The following is a 19,587-nucleotide window of genomic DNA, read 5'->3' as shown; positions in this document are numbered from 1 at the left end:
TTTTATACTAAATAATATCCACCTGTTTTCTGTGCCCCCCTAAACTCTATTAATCCTAATTTTACCAAAGAATTTAAGTAGCGTTTAGCAGTCGGAACACTTTTGCCTATTAATCCTGCAATCTTAGACGAATTAAGTCCCGGATATTGCTTGATGATATTTAGTACTTCTTGTTCTTTTGAGTTTACAGTATCATTTACAGTATCATTTACAGTATCATTCTTGATACTGATACCTCTTTTGAATATAACCGTAAACATCCCGTCCGTATGAAATTCAGGCTCAGGAAGATTGGCTTCTTTCATGGCTTCCTGCATACGGGGAATACCGGATGCGACCCTTTCAACCAAATGCATGCGGGTAAATAATCCAAAGATTAACGGGTTACGTGTCATACTCTTGTGTCCGAAATCTTTAGCTACAATAGGCAAAAGCCCTCCGGGATTGGAAACCTCTACCCGGTCATCAAACATTTCTATTGTAATGGTTGCTCCCTGTTCGTAATAATCACGATGTGAGAGAGCGTTAATAATGGCTTCTTTAAACACAGTAAGAGGAATTTCCCAAATTTCTTCTCTTGGTCCTGCTCCCTCAATTTTATAAGCTACTTGCAGTTTACTTTCCAGCCATGCCATAGCCTGCAAATATTGTTGGTATAGTGGACCGCCAAAGGTTTTATCATCAATGATATATACTTTGGTTGTTCCTTTGAAAAGGATACATCTTGTTACTGCGTGTGGAAACTTTCGTTCAGGTTGTTTCCCAAAGAACATGGCTGCTCCATTCTTGGCTACTCCTTTATCCGTAAACAGTTCTAAATTCTCAAATATCTGTTTGTTGGCAGTCGATGGACTTAGCTTTGCTTCCGTGCGGAAGTCTTTTATCGCTTGTTCGTCTGAATCAGTGTAGATGTTGAACCATGAGCAGGGAATAGCATCAAAGAATATCTTGTTGCATTCCTGAAAGAAGCTGCGCATTTCTTCAACAGTACGAAGTTTCTGCGAGTTTGCACCCTCACGCACAAAGATAGAACCGGAAAATATATAAGGTTTATCTTTCCCTGACGGAACATCAATTACCCAAACTGTCTTATCTTCGATATTTACCGCATACATATCACAATGAAGAACCGGAGATATTTCACTGATAGAGCCTTGAATGGCTGAACGTTTGTCATTCTCTAAATCTGTGCCAATAATCTTCCCGTTATCATCTACACCGATGAGTAAATATCCTCCGTCGGCATTAGCAAAAGCGCAAATTTCCTCTGTTAGTTCACGAACCTTTGAAGGAACACGAACTTTGAACTCTACATTATAGCCTTCTCCGCTATCGATGAGTGATTGTATGGTTTCTGTATTTGTCATAGACATCTATAAATATAATGCAAAAATAGTCATTTCTATTGTTTCAATAACTCTAAGAACAAGGATATGTATATGATTTACTTCAATTTGTTCTTTCTGAAATTAGAGGGGCTGCATCCTCTATACTTTTTGAAAAACTTATTAAGATGGCTCTCATCGGTAAACCCCAATTCTTCAACGATTTCACAAATTCTCATTTGACTATGCAATAATCTATTTTCTACTAACTTTAGTTTGTAGTTTAAAATGTATTGCTGCATAGTTTCATTAGTATGTTTTTTGATATATCGTCCTAAATAATTCTCCGAAATGCCAAAATGTTGGCTTATATCTTTTGCTCTGATTTTACCTGTTTTATAGATGTTTGCTTGAATATACTGCAATATGTCAAGCGATTTGTCCTCAGAGCATTCATCCACCTGTTCAGGCAAGAACATTGCGATATTGCGTGCTACCACAATAATAATCGTATTAATTATTTGTGTTATAATCTCCTTGCTGTATAAATTTCGGTTAATATATTCCCTGATAATCGCTTCAATCATGGGTTTCACCAGTAACTTATCTACTTTATTTCTTAGTATACAACCGGGTTGATGATTAGCATGTTGAAGAATAAACTCCAGTCTTTGGATATTTTCAGCACCGAAAACAGAAGAATGTATATATATGTCGTTAAACTTGATGTCGACAAACTTAGTTGTTGTATGGATTTCGAAAGAATGCGTATCTCCGGGAGTAATCATGAACAAATGTCCGTCATGATAAGGAAACATATTGTTGTTAATCCATTGGATGCCTGTTCCTGAAAGAATATATACTAATTCAAAAAAGGTATGTTCATGCTCTTTTAGCAAGGATTCGTCAAGCTCGCTAAAACTAATTTCGAATGGTTGATGTAGGTTTTCTCTTTTCATGCCATAAATATAGCCCTAAAAAACGGATTAATACCAAAATAACGAAAAATAATACCTAAAATTAGCCGAAAAATCGGTATAACTTTGCAGTATATTTAAAATCATAGCTTATGAAAACTGAAATGGAAAAATGTTTGGCTGGTGAATGGTATGATTGCCACGACCCATTTTTTATGAATTTGAAGAGTAAAGCTCATCACTTGTTGATGAAATACAATTCTTTGCCGTATGAACAAAAGACTGAAAAACATGCCGTACTAAAGGAAATGTTTGGAAGCATAGGTGCAAATGTTTCTGTCGGTCATTCGTTTATATGTGATTATGGATGCAATATACACATCGGTGATAATGTCACCGTAAATACCGGTTGTACATTTGTCGATTGCAATAAGATTACCATAGGGAACAATGTGCTGGTAGCACCTAATGTACAAATCTATACGGCAACTCACCCGGTAGAGTTTAATGAACGGCTTGTATTGACAGAAACCCCGGATGGCTGTAAGTATGTCCGTCGAACTTTTGCCCTCCCTGTCATGATAGAGGATGGCTGCTGGATTGGTGGTGGAGTAATTATTTTACCGGGAGTGACAATAGGGCAAAAATGTGTGATTGGTGCAGGAAGTGTTGTAACTAAAGATATTCCGGCAAATAGCTTGGCGGTAGGAAATCCTTGCCGGGTGATACGGAAAATCAATCAAATGTAAGGTTATGATTAAATTAGTAGCCTTTGATTTAGATGGTACAATCGGAGATACAATTCCCATGTGCCTCAAAGCCTTAAAAAAGGCAGTAACTCCCTATGTTACTCTTAATGATATATCCGAAAATGATATTTTAGAAACTTTTGGGTTAAATGAAAAAGGGATGATAAAAAAACTTGTTGGTTATAATTGGGAAAATGCTTTGGATGACTTCTACGTGATATACGAACAAATGCATATAATGTGCCCTCGTCCTTTTGACGGTATAACAGAACTGATTGAGAAGTTAAAAAAGAAATCTATTCTTATTGCTTTGGTTACAGGAAAAGGAGAAAAGAGCTGTGCGATAACATTACGTCAATTTAATATGGACACGTGTTTTGATAAAGTAAAAACTGGAAATCCTTTCAAAAATAATAAAGCAGAGAATTTTAGGGAACTGCTCGCAGATTATAAATTACAACCGGATGAAATGATATATATAGGTGATACAGTTTCAGATATTGTGTCTTGTAGGGAAGTTAGAATACGATGTTTATCTGCTTCATGGGTAACTTCTTGCTTAGATGCACAAAAATTAGAAGCTCACAATGCTGGGAATGTTTTTTATTCAATAGCTTCACTTGAATGCTATTTAATGGGATGACAAATATATGTGCTTAATAAAAAAACATTTAGTATTTCTATTGTATGAACAAAATATCAGATTTGAGTTTCTTTCGATTATTATCGGAATGCTCACAACGTAAAGTTTCCGTATCAGAGTTTACAGAAGCTATTGAAGAATTGGCTATTCATTTGGCTGATTTCAGTATCAGCGAACAGGATAATAGCGTTTTATTACGCTATTTTTCATTCGGATTGCATAGACTTAAATCGTATCATGTACGGTTTGAGCAAGAAAAAAATGCCTTATTTGTATCTTGTTGATGAAGCGATAGGATTACTGAACAATGAAATACGCCTTGTTGAATGGCACATCAAGTACCCGGAACAATTCAAATCACACTTTAACAAACAACCTTTTTCCCCTCTTTATTTGGCAGACAAAACAAACCTGATTGATATAATGGAAATTATCAGCGGTTTATTCCTTTCCAAACGTATCGTCTATAAAAATGGCAAACCTGCTTTCTTGTCCGACTTGTCTAAAGCCTTTGAATGGGTATTTAACATTCAACTGAAAGACTATCACCAAAAGCATGAGGACGTAATAAAGCGCAAGCCGGGAAAAATAACCGGATTTCTTAATGGACTATCTGACCTTATCCGAAACGAACATGATAAAAAAGGATATAGATAATCAATGACTTAGCTTTAATTTATAGGGGATTCCATGTGCTACCCCGTAATTTCTTTGCACTGGTTTTCCGAACTTTGCTTCATCAATCGATTGACAATCATTAATGTATAATCTGAAAAATGAAGCAAATATGTATATAGAAAACTATGATTTCAAGGAATGGATGCAAAAGCTATTTGACAAATTGGATGAGCTTTGCAAGGATGTACGAATATTGCGCAATGCCGATAAAGTGCTGTCCGAAGATGATAACCTACTGGATAATCAAGATTTATGCCTATTGTTCAAAATTAGCATCAGAACTTTGCAACGGCTACGAAGCAAAAACGAGCTTCCCTATATGTTGATTAGCGGAAAAGTCTATTACCGGGCTTCGGATGTCCGGAAGTTCATCAAGGAACGGTTTAATGCGGTCATGCTCTGTAACTTTGAAAAGCAGTTCGGGGAAAAGAAGTAAGACAGATAAGCCGGAGTGGTGGGTATCACTTACTCCGGCTCTTTCTTTTCTATGGTTTTTCTAACTTATCCGCTTCCTTTTTTAACTGTTTGGCTTGCTCGTCCAACAGCCTTGCACGTTCCAACGCTTCCGCTTGCTTACGGCTACGATATTCAAAATCTATAACCGTATCTGTTACGCTTTGAATAAAAGCATTATCCCGTTTCCGGCTGAAATTCATTTCCAGCAAATCTAAACTGTTACCGTCTGTCTTTCCTTTCATCAGGAGATAACGGTATTTTATATCATTGTCCTGTAACTGCTGCATCCGTTCAGCAAAACGGATATTCAGGACTAACGATACAAGGCAAATGAGTATTCCTGCTGAAAAAAGAAAGTATTTAGGTTTTAAGTAGGGAGTAATTCGGTTTAGAAATTTGTCATATAAAGAACTGGGTTCTATCTTTTCCAATTGTTGTGTGTCAGCTGGAAACAATATCTTTACTTTCTCCTTGAAATATCTGTGTGAAGCTACGATAAGCCCCTTTATATCTTCAAGGTCTTGTTTTTGGTTCTCGGACTGTCCTTGCTTAATACTGGCGATTTGACTTAAAATCTCCTGCACTATGTTTTCAGGAATGGCAGGCTTTCCCTGTAATTCCAAAATACGCTGCTCGATAACATCCAGTCGGTTTATCGTTTCCTCCCGACTGGCTGGTGTCACCTGTTGCTCCTGCTTCTCTTTCAGTTCCGTAATTATAGAGAGAAGCCCCTCTAAAATCAAATTTTCTTCCATACGCTTATAACTTTAATTGTCGTTTCTTTTTCTTCTTCTTTCTCAAATCGGGATTGTCAGGCGTTTCATCAACCGGAGAGGACGAAACAGAAAACAGACCACCTAAACCTGCCAGTAGCGAATTATCACTTTTGTTTATTGCTGGCTCCTGTGTTTGTATGGTAATTGTCTGTTTGTTGCTTCCGGCTGTTGTCAACCCTGCATCCCCGAAATATTTATCCAGTTTGGAAAAACTGAAACTGCGGTCAATCTCCGAGCCTTTGAACGTGTATTCACCTTTGGAAAAGGAAATACCCTGTATCTCATCCGTCTGACCTTTGTGTTTGAACTGAATGCTGATACCTTTTTCCGTTAACTGCTCCTGTAACTGCTGCCAGTTCCTTGATTTTTTGATTTCATTCTTTACAGCCGTGTAAATCTCATATTTCGTTTTGTCCGGCTCTTTTAGACGATGTTGTTTCACCTGTTCTTTCCCTTTGGCAAAATACAGTCCGTGTTTTTCTTTCAGCTTCTTGCAAACTTGCTCGTTCCGGTACATATCGTTACTGTCTGAAATGGTTTTACCGTTATTATCTATCCGGTTGAATACGATATGCACATGCGGATGCTCCCGGTCTTGATGCCGCACGATGATATACTGCGTATCGGTGATTTTCATTTCACGCATGTACTCCTGTGCCAACTGTATCATTTTCTCGTCTGTTAGTTTTGGGGCATCCACTACCGAATAACTTAGCGCAATATGTCCGACTGGCTTCTTCAAACCGGGATTCATTTCTGTTTGCATACAGAAACTACGGATAATGTCCTGCTTGCTTTCGGCTAACACTCCCTCCGCATGAAGCAAAGCTGCCTGTTCCTTGCCGAGTACATAGTTCACACAACCTTTAAATCCGCTTCCCTTTTTTATTTTTCCAATCATCCGATAACTGGTTTATGATTTCAATAATCCTGTTTTTCAGTTTCACAAGCTCCACTGCCACGAGCGCAAAACCTCCTGCATTGGCACGGTGCGCAAGCTGGTTGAGGTTGTTGGCTTCTCCGGCTAACTTGCGGATACTGTCTGCGTCCTGCTTGTTCAGTCGGGGTGTTACCTCTGTCGAAATAATCGCTTGCCGGACGTATTCGCTAATAGGCAGACCGGATTCTCCGGCTCGCTTCTTGATAGCGTAATACTGTAACTCTGTCAGCTTCGTACTGACTACCCGTTTTTGTTTGTCTATCCGGTTCTTTGCCGGTCGACCTCCTGATTTGTTTCTTATCTCTGTCATACGTTTTTGCTTTTTAGGTGGTATCTTAGAAATTGCGACCAACGGGAGAAATTTCCCTTTGCGATGAGCAAAGCACGGTGTTTCGGTCTACCGAAACATAACCTTGCTCCCCTAAATCATACCGCTTGCCGTTGGTATGCTTTGCCTGTTCTACTAATTACAACCGCCTGCCCCTTTTTCTTTTTTCATCGGGAGTTTGTCTATTTTTATCTTCCTGCTGTTGTTGCTTGGCAGACTGTTTTTGTTTCTCCGACTGCGTTTGTTGGGTTGACTGTTGCATCCTATTCTCTGCTTGGTTGAACTTCTTCCCACACAGGTAATCGTTCAAGTCCTTGTATTCATTGTACAGATGTGATGAATCACGTACATGCCAACAATATTCTTTTTGTATGGCTTGGGTAGCTTTACGCCCTGCATCGTCATTATCCAAAAGGCAGTGGATATGTTCGTATTCGGCTAACGGGTATAAGGCTTTATCTACATTTGTGGTTGAGTTCAGGATAACATAATCCTGCCAGTCAAGACAAGGATAGGTAGGATTTGTTTTCTGCCGGATGGCGATAAAAGAAAGATAGTCCATAACTCCCTCGAAAACAAAACAGCTATCGTTCTTTTTGCCTGACTGCCGTATGTGTGTGATGTCTTTGGGTGATGTACTGCCCTTGAAACGTGGATTGCGAAGCTCGTAACCTCCGGCATCGTTCTTGAAAGCGAGTGCAAAATAAGGTTTGTCGCCGATACGGTAATACATTTCCTGCACATAGTGTACTGCCATTTGAGGTGGAATGTTCCTGCTTCTCAAATAATCTATGAGTGCTGGATTCTGCAACGGCTGGATTTTACGGATTTCTATCGGGCTGGTCGGTTGTTTCCTTTCATGCTGATTCTTTTCTGAAACCTCTTTTCCTTGAAAAGAAAAAGAATTTCCGGATGAATACTGTTCCAGCCGACAGATAGCATCGTAGGCGTTGTACCCGTGCTGCTTCATTACAAGGTCGATGAGCGAGCCACCCTCGCCTGTCCCGAAGTCACACCACAGGTTTACACCGTAATCCACCTTGAAACTGGGCGTATCATCCTGACGGAACGGACTATGGTACATGCCGTAATAATATTTATCCACTGCGGGCAGAATGCCCAATGATTTCAGATAGTCTTTGATACTGATATGATTAGCTTCCTGATAAGTCATAATCTTTATTTTTGAATGTTTGTAAATTGCAGTAATGAAGTAAGAAGCGAGTAAGAAGAAAAATAGTCAACTTTTTGCACCTATCTCTTTTTCTTTCAACGGATTATACTCTATGCAGTAAGATAAGTAAGTTATTCTATACAAAAGAGATCGAAATATTACCTATGTTGTTTTCTGACTTTTCTTTTTTTTTAATTTCCTGAAAGTTCAGGGTTTTATCTTACTTCTTTACTGCGTATTGTATAAATGATTGGTATTCAATGAATAAAACACAGTAAGATGTTTTGCGGTAGTTACTACATGGGAGTAACTGTGCCAATTATAAAACGGCTGTGTTAACCGTAATCGTTATCGGTGTAGGGTATGGAAACAGGCTTTATTCTGTACCCATATACTGAATAGTTGCAGTTGCTGATACGCTTTTGTACCCGTTTAAATCCGGCTTTCCGCAATGCTTCCCCCAACCGTTTTTCAGATAACTGCATAGGGCAGACATCCCGTAAACAAGTGAGAATTTGCGCTGTTGTCATAAAGAAAAGGCTTTCTTCTTCCTCTGTGGGCTTCTCAAAATACTGCATCAGCATTTCAAACTCAACCGTTTGCACCTCAAATTCCGCATTTGTCAGGTGCAGTTCTTCAATCTCCGCATCATTAAACCAATAGCGTACACCTTGCCGATACAAGTACATGATTTCGGAGTAGACATTATCCATGTTGATACTTTCTGCTGTCGGTTTATCAATGTGCAGGACTTCAAAAGGCAGAAATCGTCTGTTCCCTGTCGGGTCTGTCAAGAACTCGTTACCGTTCACCGAAGCCATGAAGCTGGCTAAATGCGGATATTCCTCTATGTAAATATCATACGGTCTGCGGTATTTAACTGCCGGGGTGGTTATCAGGTTCTTTAATGCGTTTTCATTCTGCTTGTTGAGTTCCTTTAGCTGGTCGTCGATGTTGATAAACAGATATTCGGCTATCAGTGTCAGAATATCTTTGCTTTGTGGGTCTATCTTCCCGGTAAATAGATAATTTTTTAGCGATGACGGGCAAAGGTTATCCAGCCACCATGTTTTGAACTGTCCCTGATTGTCGCCAGTAAGGACTAAACAAGTATGGTTTTGACAGCCTGTATCATTCATGGCATTAGCTACCACACCGACAAGCCATTTCGTAAAATACTCCTCCCACTTGCCGGGATTGGCTACTTGCACCGTGTTCAACAGTTTTTTGATATATCCATGTCCGGCAGGATTCAACAAGGGTAGGGCAGTAAGGTATTCCCGTATGGGATGCACCTTATTTGCGAAATCGCTTTCCAATATCATACGGATGTTTTCGGCAGAGGTGGTAATACCTGCGGTAACATCCAGTTTGCGCCTGAAAGAGTTCAAAGCAAACTTTGTGACTGGCTGATACAAACCGGAAGTATTTGCAGCCCGGTATTCTGTCCTGCTTTTCACAATATTAAACCGGAAGTCGTACAAGGAATTAAGCTGCCTTTCGATGCGCTCGTTCTTGGATAACCTACCCTCGGTGTGTTCCGCTTCGTTATCCCTTTTCTCTTTCATCGGATAGTTTGCTGGAAGCTGGTACATATTGTTGCTGCATCCACCGCTGCAACTCGTCCACATCGAAACGTAAGGAGCGTCCACGTTTGACACATGGTATTGCTCCGCTGCTGGCTAAGTGGTAGAGGTAATTAACTGAATATCCGGTTATCCGGCTGGCTACGGATATTTTGACTAAAACGGATTGCTTGCTGTCCGGTTCTTTGGATGAAGAACTGACTATGGGGGAAATCATCTTTTCGATGTTTTCCAGCTGCTTGAAAATTTCTTCAAAAGGATTGTTCATGGTGCTTTGTTTTTTGAATTAGCACCACAAATAAAATAAGAAAAAATGGTAAAAAACAAAGCGTCAGGCATTTGGAATTGCTTTGCTCGGCTCTGCTTCAAAATACTATCAGACTGTGAAAGTTCGCTTGTGTTCTTTACCTTATTATAATAGGGAATGAAATGTGAACGAAGTTCTTTATATCGCTTACCTTTTTGGGTTTTTCTTATACTTTTCTCTATGCAAGTGGGACAAATGAGGACATATAAGGACATCTGCGGACAGTCTGAAACAAGCTATTATTCAAGGCTATATATTTGCATCAAACAAGAAAAAAGAAGTAATATCAAAACATAATGAAATATGGAAATAGTAACCATTGAAAAGAAAACATTCGAGCTTTGGCAGGAAAAATTTAACCACTTTATCAATCGTATGGATGCCCTGTGTATTCCTTTGCGGAGAAAACAGGATAAGTGGTTGGATAACTGCGAAACCTGCCGTTTGCTGAACGTGTCTGCCCGGACGATGCAAACCTATCGTGATACGGGTAAATTACCTTATTCGCAAATCAATAACAAGATTTATTATAAGGTTTCGGATGTGGAAACCTTTATGCAAAATCACGTGAAGAATAACTCTAAAAAATAGAACCTATGGATTTGATAACGAAAGATTCCAATATAACACAAGTCTTGTTTTCATCCCTTGACCGGATGTTGGAGAATGTGGAATACATGGTAACGAATTATCATCCGGTACTGGGTGGCGAACATTACCTGACAGGTGAGGAAGTCTGTCAAAAGCTGTGTATCAGCAAGCGAACTTTGCAGGATTACAGAGATACAGGACTGTTGGGATATGTACAGCTTCCAGGAAAGATAATTTATAAAGAATCAGAAATTTGTGTCCTTTTAGAAAATCATTATCGAAGAAGTTATTAACACATTTCTTTTATGATCGTATAAAATAGGCTAAAGAGTTTGATTATTATGTGCAGAAAAAGAGCTACATTTGTCTTATGTTACTTAAATATAAATGCTTATGAACATTAGAAAGGCTTTTCTGCACCATATTGAACAAAGTTTGAATACAATCGATGCTGTAGATCTAACAGAACATTATAGTGATATTGAGCCAATAGTGCAATCAATTCTAAATGAGATATTCTCAGGTAAGAATAAGAGAGCTTGTTTGATTCCTCCTGATAATAGACTCTTGAGTGCTATTGTTGAAGGAATTGAGAATGATATTGTAGAAATACAAAATTCATCTGTTACCATTAGTGCCGAAAGATTGCTTCGTAAAGAAAAAGATGCTCAAGAACTATATGGCTCTATTACACAAATACCTAAAGGTAGTTTGTTTCATTTGTTGGTAGAGGACGATGGTAAGACTTATTTCATAATAACTAAAACTGACCATGATAAATTTCTCGATGAGAGAGAGCTGTTGACTAGAAGAGGCATTCCATTGAATAAGAAAACGTATAAATCATTCTTTTGTGAGATAGTTGATAATCAGTTAATCAATGCTTTTATCTATGATCCTTCAGGACGCTCGGCTAGATATTGGTGGGAAGGATATTTGGATGTACAGCTTTGTAATTCTGATGCAAAGAATACTGAGAAAGTATTGACGCATTTGATCGATAAGATTATCTTTTCGGTGAAAGTGAAAAGTCCAGATGATTATAGAGTACTACGGGACAATACAATTTATTATTTTAGAAGTCATGAGGAGTTTAATTTATCTGAATATCTGCAACATGTTTGGGAGCATTATACTCCAATTCTTGAAGGGCTCTCTCTTGACAGGTGTAAGGACAAGGTAAACAAAATGTCTGAAAATAAAAATTTCGATACATCTTTTTCTATTATACCTGCAAGTATAAATCGTAGAGTTAAAAGAAATATTCCATTAAGTCCAAAGTTGAAATTGCAAATAGATGATATGAGTTTTCAAGAAGAGAAAAGTCTTATTATTCCATTAAAGAATGAAGATGGAAAATGGATTCAGATAAAAACAGATTCTGGATATGATTATTTTAAACGCAATGAAACTGATTAATCTTATTTCGACAACATTTGGGATTGGTGTACAAGATCTCTTATTGAAAGAATCATTTAATGAAGTTGAGGTATGCTTTCGATTACCTCGTCCATTTTGTGTGATAGCTGATGATATAAACTTATTTTATGCGCAAATACTGGATGATTGTCAGTTTGATTTTTTGTATTGTGGCAATTCTGAAATAACCATTAATTCTTTGCATAGTATAACTGATGTAGAAAACTTTGTAAGTCATATTAGTGATAAACTTGCAAGTTTAGATTTAAATGATCCTGATGATATAGAAGTTGTAAACTCTTTCTCTATTCTAGTAAAAATTAGAAAAGAAATTAGAGAAAGGGTATTGAATATTTATGATTTTATAGCTTTATGTAATTATTGGAATGACTTGACATGGGAAAACCGATTATTTGTTTTATCAAAAGAAGAGTTGAAGAGGGGGATAGTCTTTTATCTTTTGGAGGATGATATATGTTCTTTTAAAACAGAGGGGTTCTATTTCTCCCACAACAGGGAAGAAAAGCCTCATATAGTAAATTGTTTAGAGGATATTAGAGAAAATGTGTATTGGGGAAATCTTGATGTATACAAATTGACCCCTCTATATTTTCATATAACTCAAAGAAGTAATGTGGAAAATATATTTCAAGAAACATTTGATGTTCTATCGGCTGTTTTTTCATTGTGCTCTATTTTAGATATAGTATCATTGAATGCAAAGGATGGAAAACTGGTTTACAAACTTTGTGGTTATAAGAATATTAATGGAGAGTTGAATATTGATAATTCATTTTCATTACTAAAAAATACCGAAAACGAGTATTTTAAAATATTTAGATGGATTTATATTGGAGAAGGTAATAAAACAGATAAGATCGGTATTGCAAGAAATGTATTAAGCCTTTTTATTGCAAATGATAATATTGCTATTGAAGATAATGTTTTTATTTCTATTCAGTCTTCATTTAAGACCTATTTAAAAGAAAATCTAGATAAATATGTTGCTATTAGAAATCAGATTTATCAAGAACTTGATGCTATAATCTCTTTGTCTTCTGCTGTTAAAAAAGATTTTTTAGAAGGGTTTAAACACAATCTTCTTGCCTGTATTACGTTCTTTTTTAGTACTATCGTTTTAGAAGTATTAGGTGGTAATTCTAAGTCTTATTTTTTATTTACAAAGGAAGTTTGCATATTGTGTTATGCCGTCTTTTTTATTTCATTTTTATATTTACTTTGGATGCGAGGTGATATTGAAGTAGAGAAGAAAAACATAAGCAATCGATATGTTGTTTTAAAAAAACGATATTCAGATTTACTGATCCCTAAAGAGATTGATATAATATTAAGAAATGGAGAAGAACTAAAAGAACAAATGGGATATATTGATTTGGTAAAGAAAAAATATACAGCTTTATGGATTTGTTCTTTGTTGACTTTATGTGTTATCGTAACAGTTCTGTCTCCTATTGGAAATATGTTTGCTGGAATGATATTTGCTTTTAAATCAATAATAGTAATATTCGGACTATTGATTTTTTTACTTGTGAGATTGGGTTCGTTTATTTTGTAATTATTGCTATACTGTAGGGAGAAGATGAACTTCATCTTCTCCCTAATATGTTACAGTAGTAATAGATTTTCAACATTTTGCATATCTTTCAAAATACTTAGGTCTAATACCTTTGCGTAATGCTGTGTCATTCTCGTAGAAGAATGTCCCAACATTTTAGACACATTTGGAAGTGATACATTGTTAGCCAGTGCAATGACGCTTGCGAAGCTGTGTCGGGCGGTGTGCGTGGTTAGATTTTTTCTAATTCCGCACAGGTCGGCAATTTCTTTCAAATAACTGTTCATCTTTTGATTACAGGGAACTGGCAACATAACGCCTTTGTCAAGGCAATACGGATTGTCCTTGTATTTGTCAAGTATCTGTTTCGGAATACTCAGAAGTGGAATATTACAAAGATTGTTTGTCTTTTCACGAGCTTTTACTATCCACAAGTTGCCGTTGCTATCCTCTGAAATATGTTCGGGACGTAAATTATATACGTCTATAAACGCCAGTCCCGTGTACACACAGAAGATAAATACATCCCGTACCAGTTCCAGCCGTTCTATTTTGAACTCTTTCTGCCATATCTTATTTATTTCGGCTTGGCTAAGGAACTGTTTGTTTACTTCTATCTCGTGAAACTTGATTCCGGCAAATGGATTTTTTGTTATCCATTCATTTGCAATGGCAAGGTTTATCACTTTCTTGAAACACTTCATATAACGGATAACAGTATTTTGTGCGCAATGCTTTTCCGTTTTCAGGTATAAATCAAAGTTACGCACCAATTCCCCGTTTACTTCACGTAGTAGAATATCATCTACCTTATAATCTCGTTTCACCAGTTCCATAAGATATTTAAGGCAATTATCGTAACGTCTTACGGTAATGTCGGCATAATCCGTTCCGATTAGCTTCCGGCAGTTGTCGTTATGCTCCTTGAATACATTATATAATGTCTTGAAAGTTTCGTCCTTTCCCTGATAGCGGTTTACTATGGCATGGGCAGAAATAATCTTTCCCTCCAGTTCTAAATCTTGATAGATTTGATAGAATTTCACACGTAAGGCATCAATGTAATGGTTTAGTTCTATGGAATTGCGGTCTTTGCCTATTGATTTCTCTTTGTCCTGCGACCAAAGTGGGACTTTTACGCTTCGTTTTAGTTGAAGTTCCACATACAAGCGGTCATAAGTAACACGCACACGCACGGGAGCTTCCCCGTTTTTTAACAGTTTGCTTCTCTTGATGAAGAACAAAACACTGAATCTTTTTCTTTCCATACAGCTCAATTTTTAATGATACAAAGTTAGGAAATCGAACCGAGGACTCTGTTGTGTAAAAAAGCGCAGCGTGCTGTAAAAGAATGAAGTAGCTATTGTGCAGTGGAACATTCAAGGCTTTCTAAAACTGTCCCCCGAATAAGGACGTATAGTCTGCTTCAATCCCACTTATTTTACCTATTCTTGGAAATGAGAAATCCCTGAACTTCTTTGAAATTCAGGGATTTACATCGTTTTTCTTTCTTAAAAAGTGGTGCCACCAGGAATCGAACCGGGGACACAAGGATTTTCAGTCCTTTGCTCTACCAACTGAGCTATGGCACCGTTGTTTTGTTTAACGGGTGCAAAGATACGGACTTTTTTTAAATATGCAATAGTTTGGTGAAAATTTTGCCTAAATTTATTCACTAAGTGAATTCCATCCTTGAGCTTTCAATTCAACTTCTCCACCATCACGGCCTATCAGATAGCTGCCAAGTTCCGGTTTTGTAATATGGCCTATCACTTTAACACCTTTCATATCAGATACTTTATCGTGCTCTGTCAAAGGAACGGTGAACAATAGTTCATAATCTTCACCACCATTCAAGGCTGCTGTTACCAGGTTCATATTGAATTGCTCGGCCATGGCAGCTGTTTGATAATCGATAGGGATACGGTCTTCGTAAATGTGACAACCAACATTGCTTTCTTTCGATATATGTAATAACTCGGAAGAAAGACCATCGGAAACATCCATCATGGCGGTAGGAACGATACCTGCTTTTTCCAAAGCTTCAACAATATCTTTGCGTGCTTCCGGTTTTAGTTGGCGTTCTAATAAATATTCTTTCCCTGAGAAATCAGGAGTGAAATCCTTTTCTCCTTTGAATACGCTCTTCTCACGCTCCAGTAACTGCAGACCCATGTAGGCTGCTCCTAAATCACCTGATATGCATATCAGGTCGGTTTCTTTGGCACCACTGCGGGTTACCACTTTTCCTTTTTCCCCTTCGCCAATGCAAGTAATGCTGATGCACATGCCGGTTAATGAAGAAGATGTATCACCACCTACGATATCGACACCGTATATGTCGCATGCGAGTTGCAATCCCGAATAGAATTCTTCCAGGTCTTCTACAGAGAAACGTTTGGAGATACCGATTGAAACGGTGATCTGTTTCGGTTTGCCGTTCATCGCATAAATATCGGAGAAATTGACTACTGCCGATTTGTACCCCAGATGTTTCAGAGGAACGTATGTCAGGTCGAAATGAACGCCTTCCAGCAGAAGGTCGGTCGTAACCAGGACTTGCTTCTCTTTATAGTCAAGCACTGCGGCATCATCGCCGACACCTTTTATGGTGCTTTCGTTCTTTAACTCTATTTTCTCTGTCAGGTGGCGGATTAAACCAAACTCGCCTAATGTTGCTATTTCTGTTCTTTTGCTCATTTTATTTAACGTAAAATGTTATTTCTATGAAAGGTTGTAATATGTTTTTTTATCTCATCGTCGAAACTTTTCTCCAGGCAGAACTCGATGGTGATCGGTAGATAATACATACATGTTTTCCATTCTTCAGGGATATGCGGATTATCTAATAACCGGGCTGCATCTTTTTCTGTTGTCAGTATACGCTTTCCGGATGGCTTCATCTGATCGAATGTACTTTTTATCCGTTTTATATCAGCTTTTCCAAAATCGTGATGATCCGGGAAGACGAGGGGAGTCACTTTATCAGATAGTTTTTTGGCTTCTTTAATAAAGCTTCCGGGAGACGCGATGCCTGATAATACCAGAAGCTCATCCTCTTTCCGTATCTCTTGCCGCATGAGAGGTTTTGCCTGTGAAGCAAATACCGGCTCAATCTCACCATAAGCGATATGGGTAAAGTGAATGGATTGATGCGCCAGAAGTTTCATATTCTCTTCAATGATGCGGTACTCGATCGGCTTCATGTCTTCCTCACACTTGGTTACGATAACCATGTCTGCGCGACGTATTCCACTGGCAGGTTCACGTAGCAAGCCTGCAGGCAGCAGTTTATCGTTGTAGAACAGGCGATGATAGTCTGTCAGTACGATCGATAGTGAAGGGCTGACATAACGGTGTTGATAGGCATCGTCGAGCAGGATGACTTCCGGACGCTGCTCTTCAGAAAGTGCCAGCAGGTTGCGGATCCCCCGGCGGCGATTGGCATCTACTGCGACAAGTATATCGGGAAACTTACGTTTCATCTGATAAGGTTCATCACCAATATCAGAACTTGTGCTTTGCTTGTCCGCCAGGATAAAGCCGGATGTTTTCCGTTTATATCCCCGGCTGAGTACGGCAATCCTATGATTGCCCTTTAGCAGTCGGATGATATATTCGGTATGAGGGGTTTTTCCTGTTCCCCCGACAGCCAGATTCCCGATACAAATGACAGGTATCGGGTATGACTCTTTTGGAAATGCCCCCCAATCAAACAGTTGATTCCGGAATCTGACTCCCAATCCGTATAAGAAAGAGACAGGGGAGAGCAGCGTGTGTATTTTTATATTGTTTTCTGTCGGCATCTCGGATTACAGGGGTTTAACATCATAAGGAAGTCGCGCCTGGACGCCGGTTGTTGATTTAACATTGTTCAGAGTTTTGAAATATTCGTATTCATCACCCAAAACACTTTTAACGATGGATACTTTTACTTCACCCAGCTGTTTTTCGATGAATTCTTTCCAGAAATCTTTTGTTCCTGAGACATAAGTCAGGCTGTAATCGCTCAGGTTGGCTAAAGATGCTGCTGTTTCGATTGCTTTGTTAATACCGCCTAACTCGTCTACCAAGCCACGTTCTTTAGCTTGTTCACCAGTCCAAACACGTCCCTGTCCGATTTCATTGATTGCTTCCTTACTCATATCGCGGCCATCGGCACAACGGGTAAGGAAAGTATCATATCCTCTTTCGACAAAAGATTGAATAAGAACTTTTTCATCTTCGCGCATCGGGCGACTCATGTCTCCCAGGTCGGCGTATGTATTGGTCTTGACAATGTCGGTTGTTAATGATAGCTTATCAAATAAGCCGGTCACATTAGGAAATATACCGAAAATACCGATTGACCCGGTTAGTGTATTCGGTTCGGCTACGATTTTGTTGGCAGCGCATGATATATAGTAGCCACCTGAGGCTGCAACATCACCCATCGATACGACGATAGGCTTTACTTTTTTCAGTTCAACGACCTGGCGCCAGATCTGTTCGGAAACGAAGGCACTTCCTCCCGGTGAATTTACACGGAAAACGACGGCCTTAACATTGTCATCATTTTTCAGTTTTATCAGTTCGGAGGCCACTTTTTCAGTGATTGCCTGCTCTACATTATAAGGAGAAGAAGAAACTTCCGGTTTGATCTCGCCTTCAGCGTACAGGATTGCTATACGATCTGCCTTGTCACGATTGACTGTTTTGATACTTTTAATTTTAGTTATATCGGCTGTTTGCAGGCGTTTGTCGCTTTGTCCGGCCAGCTCTTTAACATATTCTTCTGCTTCCGGGCGATATTTTAATTCGTCGATCAATCCGCATTCAACCGTTTTTTCAGCGGAAGCGAAGGCATACCCCTGGTTAGCAAAGTTGTTGATGTCTTCTACGGGGATACGTCTTGATTCTGCAATACCACTGGTAACATTGTCCCAAATCGTACTCATGTATGACTGGATCTGCTCACGGTTTGCATCACTTAATTTATCCAACATAAAGGGTTCTACGGCTCCTTTGTATGTTCCGACTTTAAAGATCATCATGTCAACACCTATTTTCTTAAGTAATTCCTTATAGAACATGGTTTGTGAGGCCATTCCGACTAATCCTAATGTTCCTTGGGGATTAAGAAATACTTTGTCGGCAACAGAACAGAGGTAGTAACATCCCTGGCTGTAGTTATCAGAATAAGCGACAACGAATTTACCGCTTTCTTTAAAATCAGTCAGCGCTCTGCGGATCGCTTCAAGGCTGGCAGAACCGGCACTGAGTGATTTTGCTTCTATATATATACCATTGATGCTTTTGTTCTCTTTGGCCGTCTGAATGGTTGAAAGTATATCTTTTAAAGAAAGAGCTTTATCTGTTTCCCCCATCAGCATGGCAAGAGGATTTTCCTCTGTGTTGTCTGATAAACTCCCGTCGAGTGTTAATTTATAGACAGTATTACTTTTCGGACTGTAATCGGGAGTACTGCTCATACTACTGGCAATACCGATTAAAGTAAAGACAAATGCGATGGAAATCAGGCCTGCAGCAATAAATACGCCTAGTGCTGAGGCAAACATCATTTTAAAAAATTGTTTCATATCTATGTTTTGTAAGTTTTTATCAGACAGCAAATATAGTTAACATCTTGATACTAACCATTCTTTTGCGTTGATTAATTTGGGCTATAAAGGCATCTCTCTATTAAATAACACTTTTGTGTGGTTTTTGTTATTATATACTGTAATAAATCAGTTGGGTACTCTTGTCGTAATTTTAGTATAGAAAGTTATTATTCAATTCAACCTTGTTATGTAAAAATTTTGTCTTATATATTTAATCATTTGATAATTGTTTTCTATTCATTTGATATCTGTTCTTTAATTATTCGACATATGTCAAACGAATAAAGAACAGATATCAAATGATTAAATATATGAGATGAAAATATAATTTTTATCGGTGGTAAACTTTATTCATAGAGATAGAAAGATAAAGTCCTATGCTTTTTTTCTTCTCTTTTATGCGTACATTATAATACAGTGCCTGCCGTGAAAAAATAAATAAAAAATAATTGGTGAAAAGTTTGGAGTGTATGTAGTAATCGACTACTTTTGCACCCGCATTCGAGAGAGAACGGCGCA

22 protein-coding genes, 1 tRNA gene and 1 other annotated feature (1 of these 24 running past the window's edge) are annotated in these 19,587 nt (G+C 38.3%); of the genes, 9 read left to right on the top strand and 14 right to left on the bottom strand.

All coding sequences use genetic code 11. From position 1 onward, the window contains the following. Positions 1-2 precede the first annotated feature (2 nt). Positions 3-1,367, bottom strand: a complete 1,365-nt coding sequence (locus HMPREF1536_RS03625; RefSeq protein WP_028727071.1) for an AlbA family DNA-binding domain-containing protein — start codon at positions 1,365-1,367, stop codon at positions 3-5. Between the two features lie 77 nt (positions 1,368-1,444). Further along, on the bottom strand, positions 1,445-2,284 hold the full coding sequence (locus HMPREF1536_RS03620) for an AraC family transcriptional regulator (RefSeq protein WP_028727072.1): 840 nt from the start codon (positions 2,282-2,284) through the stop codon (positions 1,445-1,447). 110 nt (positions 2,285-2,394) lie between these two features. Here HMPREF1536_RS03620 and HMPREF1536_RS03615 point away from each other — a divergent pair, with 110 nt between their 5' ends. The 5 genes from HMPREF1536_RS03615 (at position 2,395) to HMPREF1536_RS03600 (ending at position 4,748) form a co-directional block, all read left to right on the top strand. Further along, entirely contained in the window at positions 2,395-2,991 is a 597-nt protein-coding gene (locus HMPREF1536_RS03615) for a sugar O-acetyltransferase (protein ID WP_028727073.1), read from the top strand. A 4-nt stretch (positions 2,992-2,995) separates the two neighbouring features. Next, complete coding sequence (locus tag HMPREF1536_RS03610; RefSeq protein ID WP_028727074.1) at positions 2,996-3,634, top strand: HAD family hydrolase; 639 nt, start codon at positions 2,996-2,998, stop codon at positions 3,632-3,634. Between the two features lie 44 nt (positions 3,635-3,678). Continuing rightward, entirely contained in the window at positions 3,679-3,918 is a 240-nt protein-coding gene (locus tag HMPREF1536_RS28085; RefSeq protein WP_081693282.1) for a hypothetical protein, read from the top strand. Continuing rightward, positions 3,872-4,291 (top strand): RteC domain-containing protein, encoded by a 420-nt coding sequence (locus HMPREF1536_RS03605; protein WP_028727075.1) that lies wholly within the window; start codon positions 3,872-3,874, stop codon positions 4,289-4,291. Before HMPREF1536_RS28085 ends, HMPREF1536_RS03605 begins: the two co-directional genes overlap by 47 nt. Positions 4,292-4,421: 130 nt before the next feature. Beyond that, on the top strand, positions 4,422-4,748 hold the full coding sequence (locus HMPREF1536_RS03600; protein WP_028727076.1) for a helix-turn-helix domain-containing protein: 327 nt from the start codon (positions 4,422-4,424) through the stop codon (positions 4,746-4,748). Positions 4,749-4,797: 49 nt separating this feature from the next. Here HMPREF1536_RS03600 and HMPREF1536_RS03595 read toward each other — a convergent pair whose 3' ends face one another. The 6 genes from HMPREF1536_RS03595 to HMPREF1536_RS03570 form a co-directional block, all read right to left on the bottom strand. Beyond that, positions 4,798-5,523, bottom strand: coding sequence for a hypothetical protein (locus HMPREF1536_RS03595; protein WP_028727077.1), 726 nt, complete (start codon positions 5,521-5,523; stop codon positions 4,798-4,800). 4 nt (positions 5,524-5,527) lie between these two features. Further along, positions 5,528-6,445, bottom strand: coding sequence for a relaxase/mobilization nuclease domain-containing protein (locus tag HMPREF1536_RS03590; RefSeq protein ID WP_028727078.1), 918 nt, complete (start codon positions 6,443-6,445; stop codon positions 5,528-5,530). Continuing rightward, the gene (locus tag HMPREF1536_RS03585; RefSeq protein ID WP_010993345.1) at positions 6,411-6,794 is read right to left on the bottom strand and encodes a MobC family plasmid mobilization relaxosome protein; all 384 of its coding nucleotides are present in this window, start codon (positions 6,792-6,794) and stop codon (positions 6,411-6,413) included. The genes HMPREF1536_RS03590 and HMPREF1536_RS03585 overlap by 35 nt, the downstream gene beginning before the upstream one ends. Before the next feature lie 157 nt (positions 6,795-6,951). Continuing rightward, a complete protein-coding gene (locus HMPREF1536_RS03580; protein WP_010993344.1) occupies positions 6,952-7,986 on the bottom strand; it encodes a toprim domain-containing protein in 1,035 nt (344 codons plus the stop codon). Positions 7,987-8,321: 335 nt separating this feature from the next. After that, positions 8,322-9,554: a VapE domain-containing protein gene (locus tag HMPREF1536_RS03575; RefSeq protein WP_028727079.1), complete on the bottom strand. Its 1,233-nt coding sequence runs from the start codon at positions 9,552-9,554 to the stop codon at positions 8,322-8,324. After that, complete coding sequence (locus tag HMPREF1536_RS03570; RefSeq protein ID WP_028727080.1) at positions 9,535-9,840, bottom strand: helix-turn-helix domain-containing protein; 306 nt, start codon at positions 9,838-9,840, stop codon at positions 9,535-9,537. The genes HMPREF1536_RS03575 and HMPREF1536_RS03570 overlap by 20 nt, the downstream gene beginning before the upstream one ends. A gap of 342 nt (positions 9,841-10,182) precedes the next feature. On the opposite strand from HMPREF1536_RS03570, the gene HMPREF1536_RS03560 reads away from it, so the two are divergent. The 4 genes from HMPREF1536_RS03560 to HMPREF1536_RS03545 all read left to right on the top strand — a co-directional run bounded on the left by HMPREF1536_RS03560 (position 10,183) and on the right by HMPREF1536_RS03545 (position 13,465). Next, positions 10,183-10,470, top strand: coding sequence for a helix-turn-helix domain-containing protein (locus HMPREF1536_RS03560; protein ID WP_010993342.1), 288 nt, complete (start codon positions 10,183-10,185; stop codon positions 10,468-10,470). Between the two features lie 5 nt (positions 10,471-10,475). Further along, entirely contained in the window at positions 10,476-10,763 is a 288-nt protein-coding gene (locus HMPREF1536_RS03555; RefSeq protein ID WP_010993341.1) for a helix-turn-helix domain-containing protein, read from the top strand. Between the two features lie 100 nt (positions 10,764-10,863). Continuing rightward, positions 10,864-11,889 carry a nucleoid-associated protein gene (locus HMPREF1536_RS03550; RefSeq protein WP_157395710.1) on the top strand — a complete coding sequence of 342 codons (1,026 nt, stop codon included), beginning with the start codon at positions 10,864-10,866 and terminating at the stop codon, positions 11,887-11,889. Next, a complete protein-coding gene (locus HMPREF1536_RS03545) occupies positions 11,876-13,465 on the top strand; it encodes a hypothetical protein (protein WP_061430061.1) in 1,590 nt (529 codons plus the stop codon). The genes HMPREF1536_RS03550 and HMPREF1536_RS03545 overlap by 14 nt, the downstream gene beginning before the upstream one ends. Positions 13,466-13,515: 50 nt before the next feature. Here the strand turns inward: HMPREF1536_RS03545 and HMPREF1536_RS03540 are convergent, their stop codons facing one another. The 6 genes from HMPREF1536_RS03540 to HMPREF1536_RS28080 form a co-directional block, all read right to left on the bottom strand. Next, positions 13,516-14,733, bottom strand: a complete 1,218-nt coding sequence (locus tag HMPREF1536_RS03540; RefSeq protein ID WP_028727082.1) for a site-specific integrase — start codon at positions 14,731-14,733, stop codon at positions 13,516-13,518. Positions 14,734-14,984: 251 nt separating this feature from the next. Next, positions 14,985-15,057: transfer RNA gene (locus HMPREF1536_RS03535), tRNA-Phe, on the bottom strand. Positions 15,058-15,133: 76 nt separating this feature from the next. Further along, entirely contained in the window at positions 15,134-16,165 is a 1,032-nt protein-coding gene (gene thiL, locus HMPREF1536_RS03530) for a thiamine-phosphate kinase (RefSeq protein ID WP_028727083.1), read from the bottom strand. 5 nt (positions 16,166-16,170) lie between these two features. Continuing rightward, complete coding sequence (gene lpxK, locus HMPREF1536_RS03525; RefSeq protein WP_028727084.1) at positions 16,171-17,271, bottom strand: tetraacyldisaccharide 4'-kinase; 1,101 nt, start codon at positions 17,269-17,271, stop codon at positions 16,171-16,173. A 6-nt stretch (positions 17,272-17,277) separates the two neighbouring features. Beyond that, on the bottom strand, positions 17,278-19,044 hold the full coding sequence (sppA, locus tag HMPREF1536_RS03520) for a signal peptide peptidase SppA (protein ID WP_028727085.1): 1,767 nt from the start codon (positions 19,042-19,044) through the stop codon (positions 17,278-17,280). Positions 19,045-19,399: 355 nt separating this feature from the next. Continuing rightward, positions 19,400-19,587 (bottom strand): hypothetical protein (locus HMPREF1536_RS28080; RefSeq protein ID WP_233426395.1); only part of this gene is annotated, 188 nt, incomplete at its 5' end. Next, positions 19,530-19,587: a sequence feature (most likely nonfunctional fraction of RNA operon), on the top strand; it runs 2,822 nt beyond the window's last position. It overlaps the preceding gene by 58 nt.

This window comes from Parabacteroides gordonii MS-1 = DSM 23371 (assembly GCF_000969825.1).
In the GTDB taxonomy this organism is placed as follows: domain Bacteria; phylum Bacteroidota; class Bacteroidia; order Bacteroidales; family Tannerellaceae; genus Parabacteroides; species Parabacteroides gordonii.
This window is presented reverse-complemented; position numbering and strand designations above follow the sequence as displayed.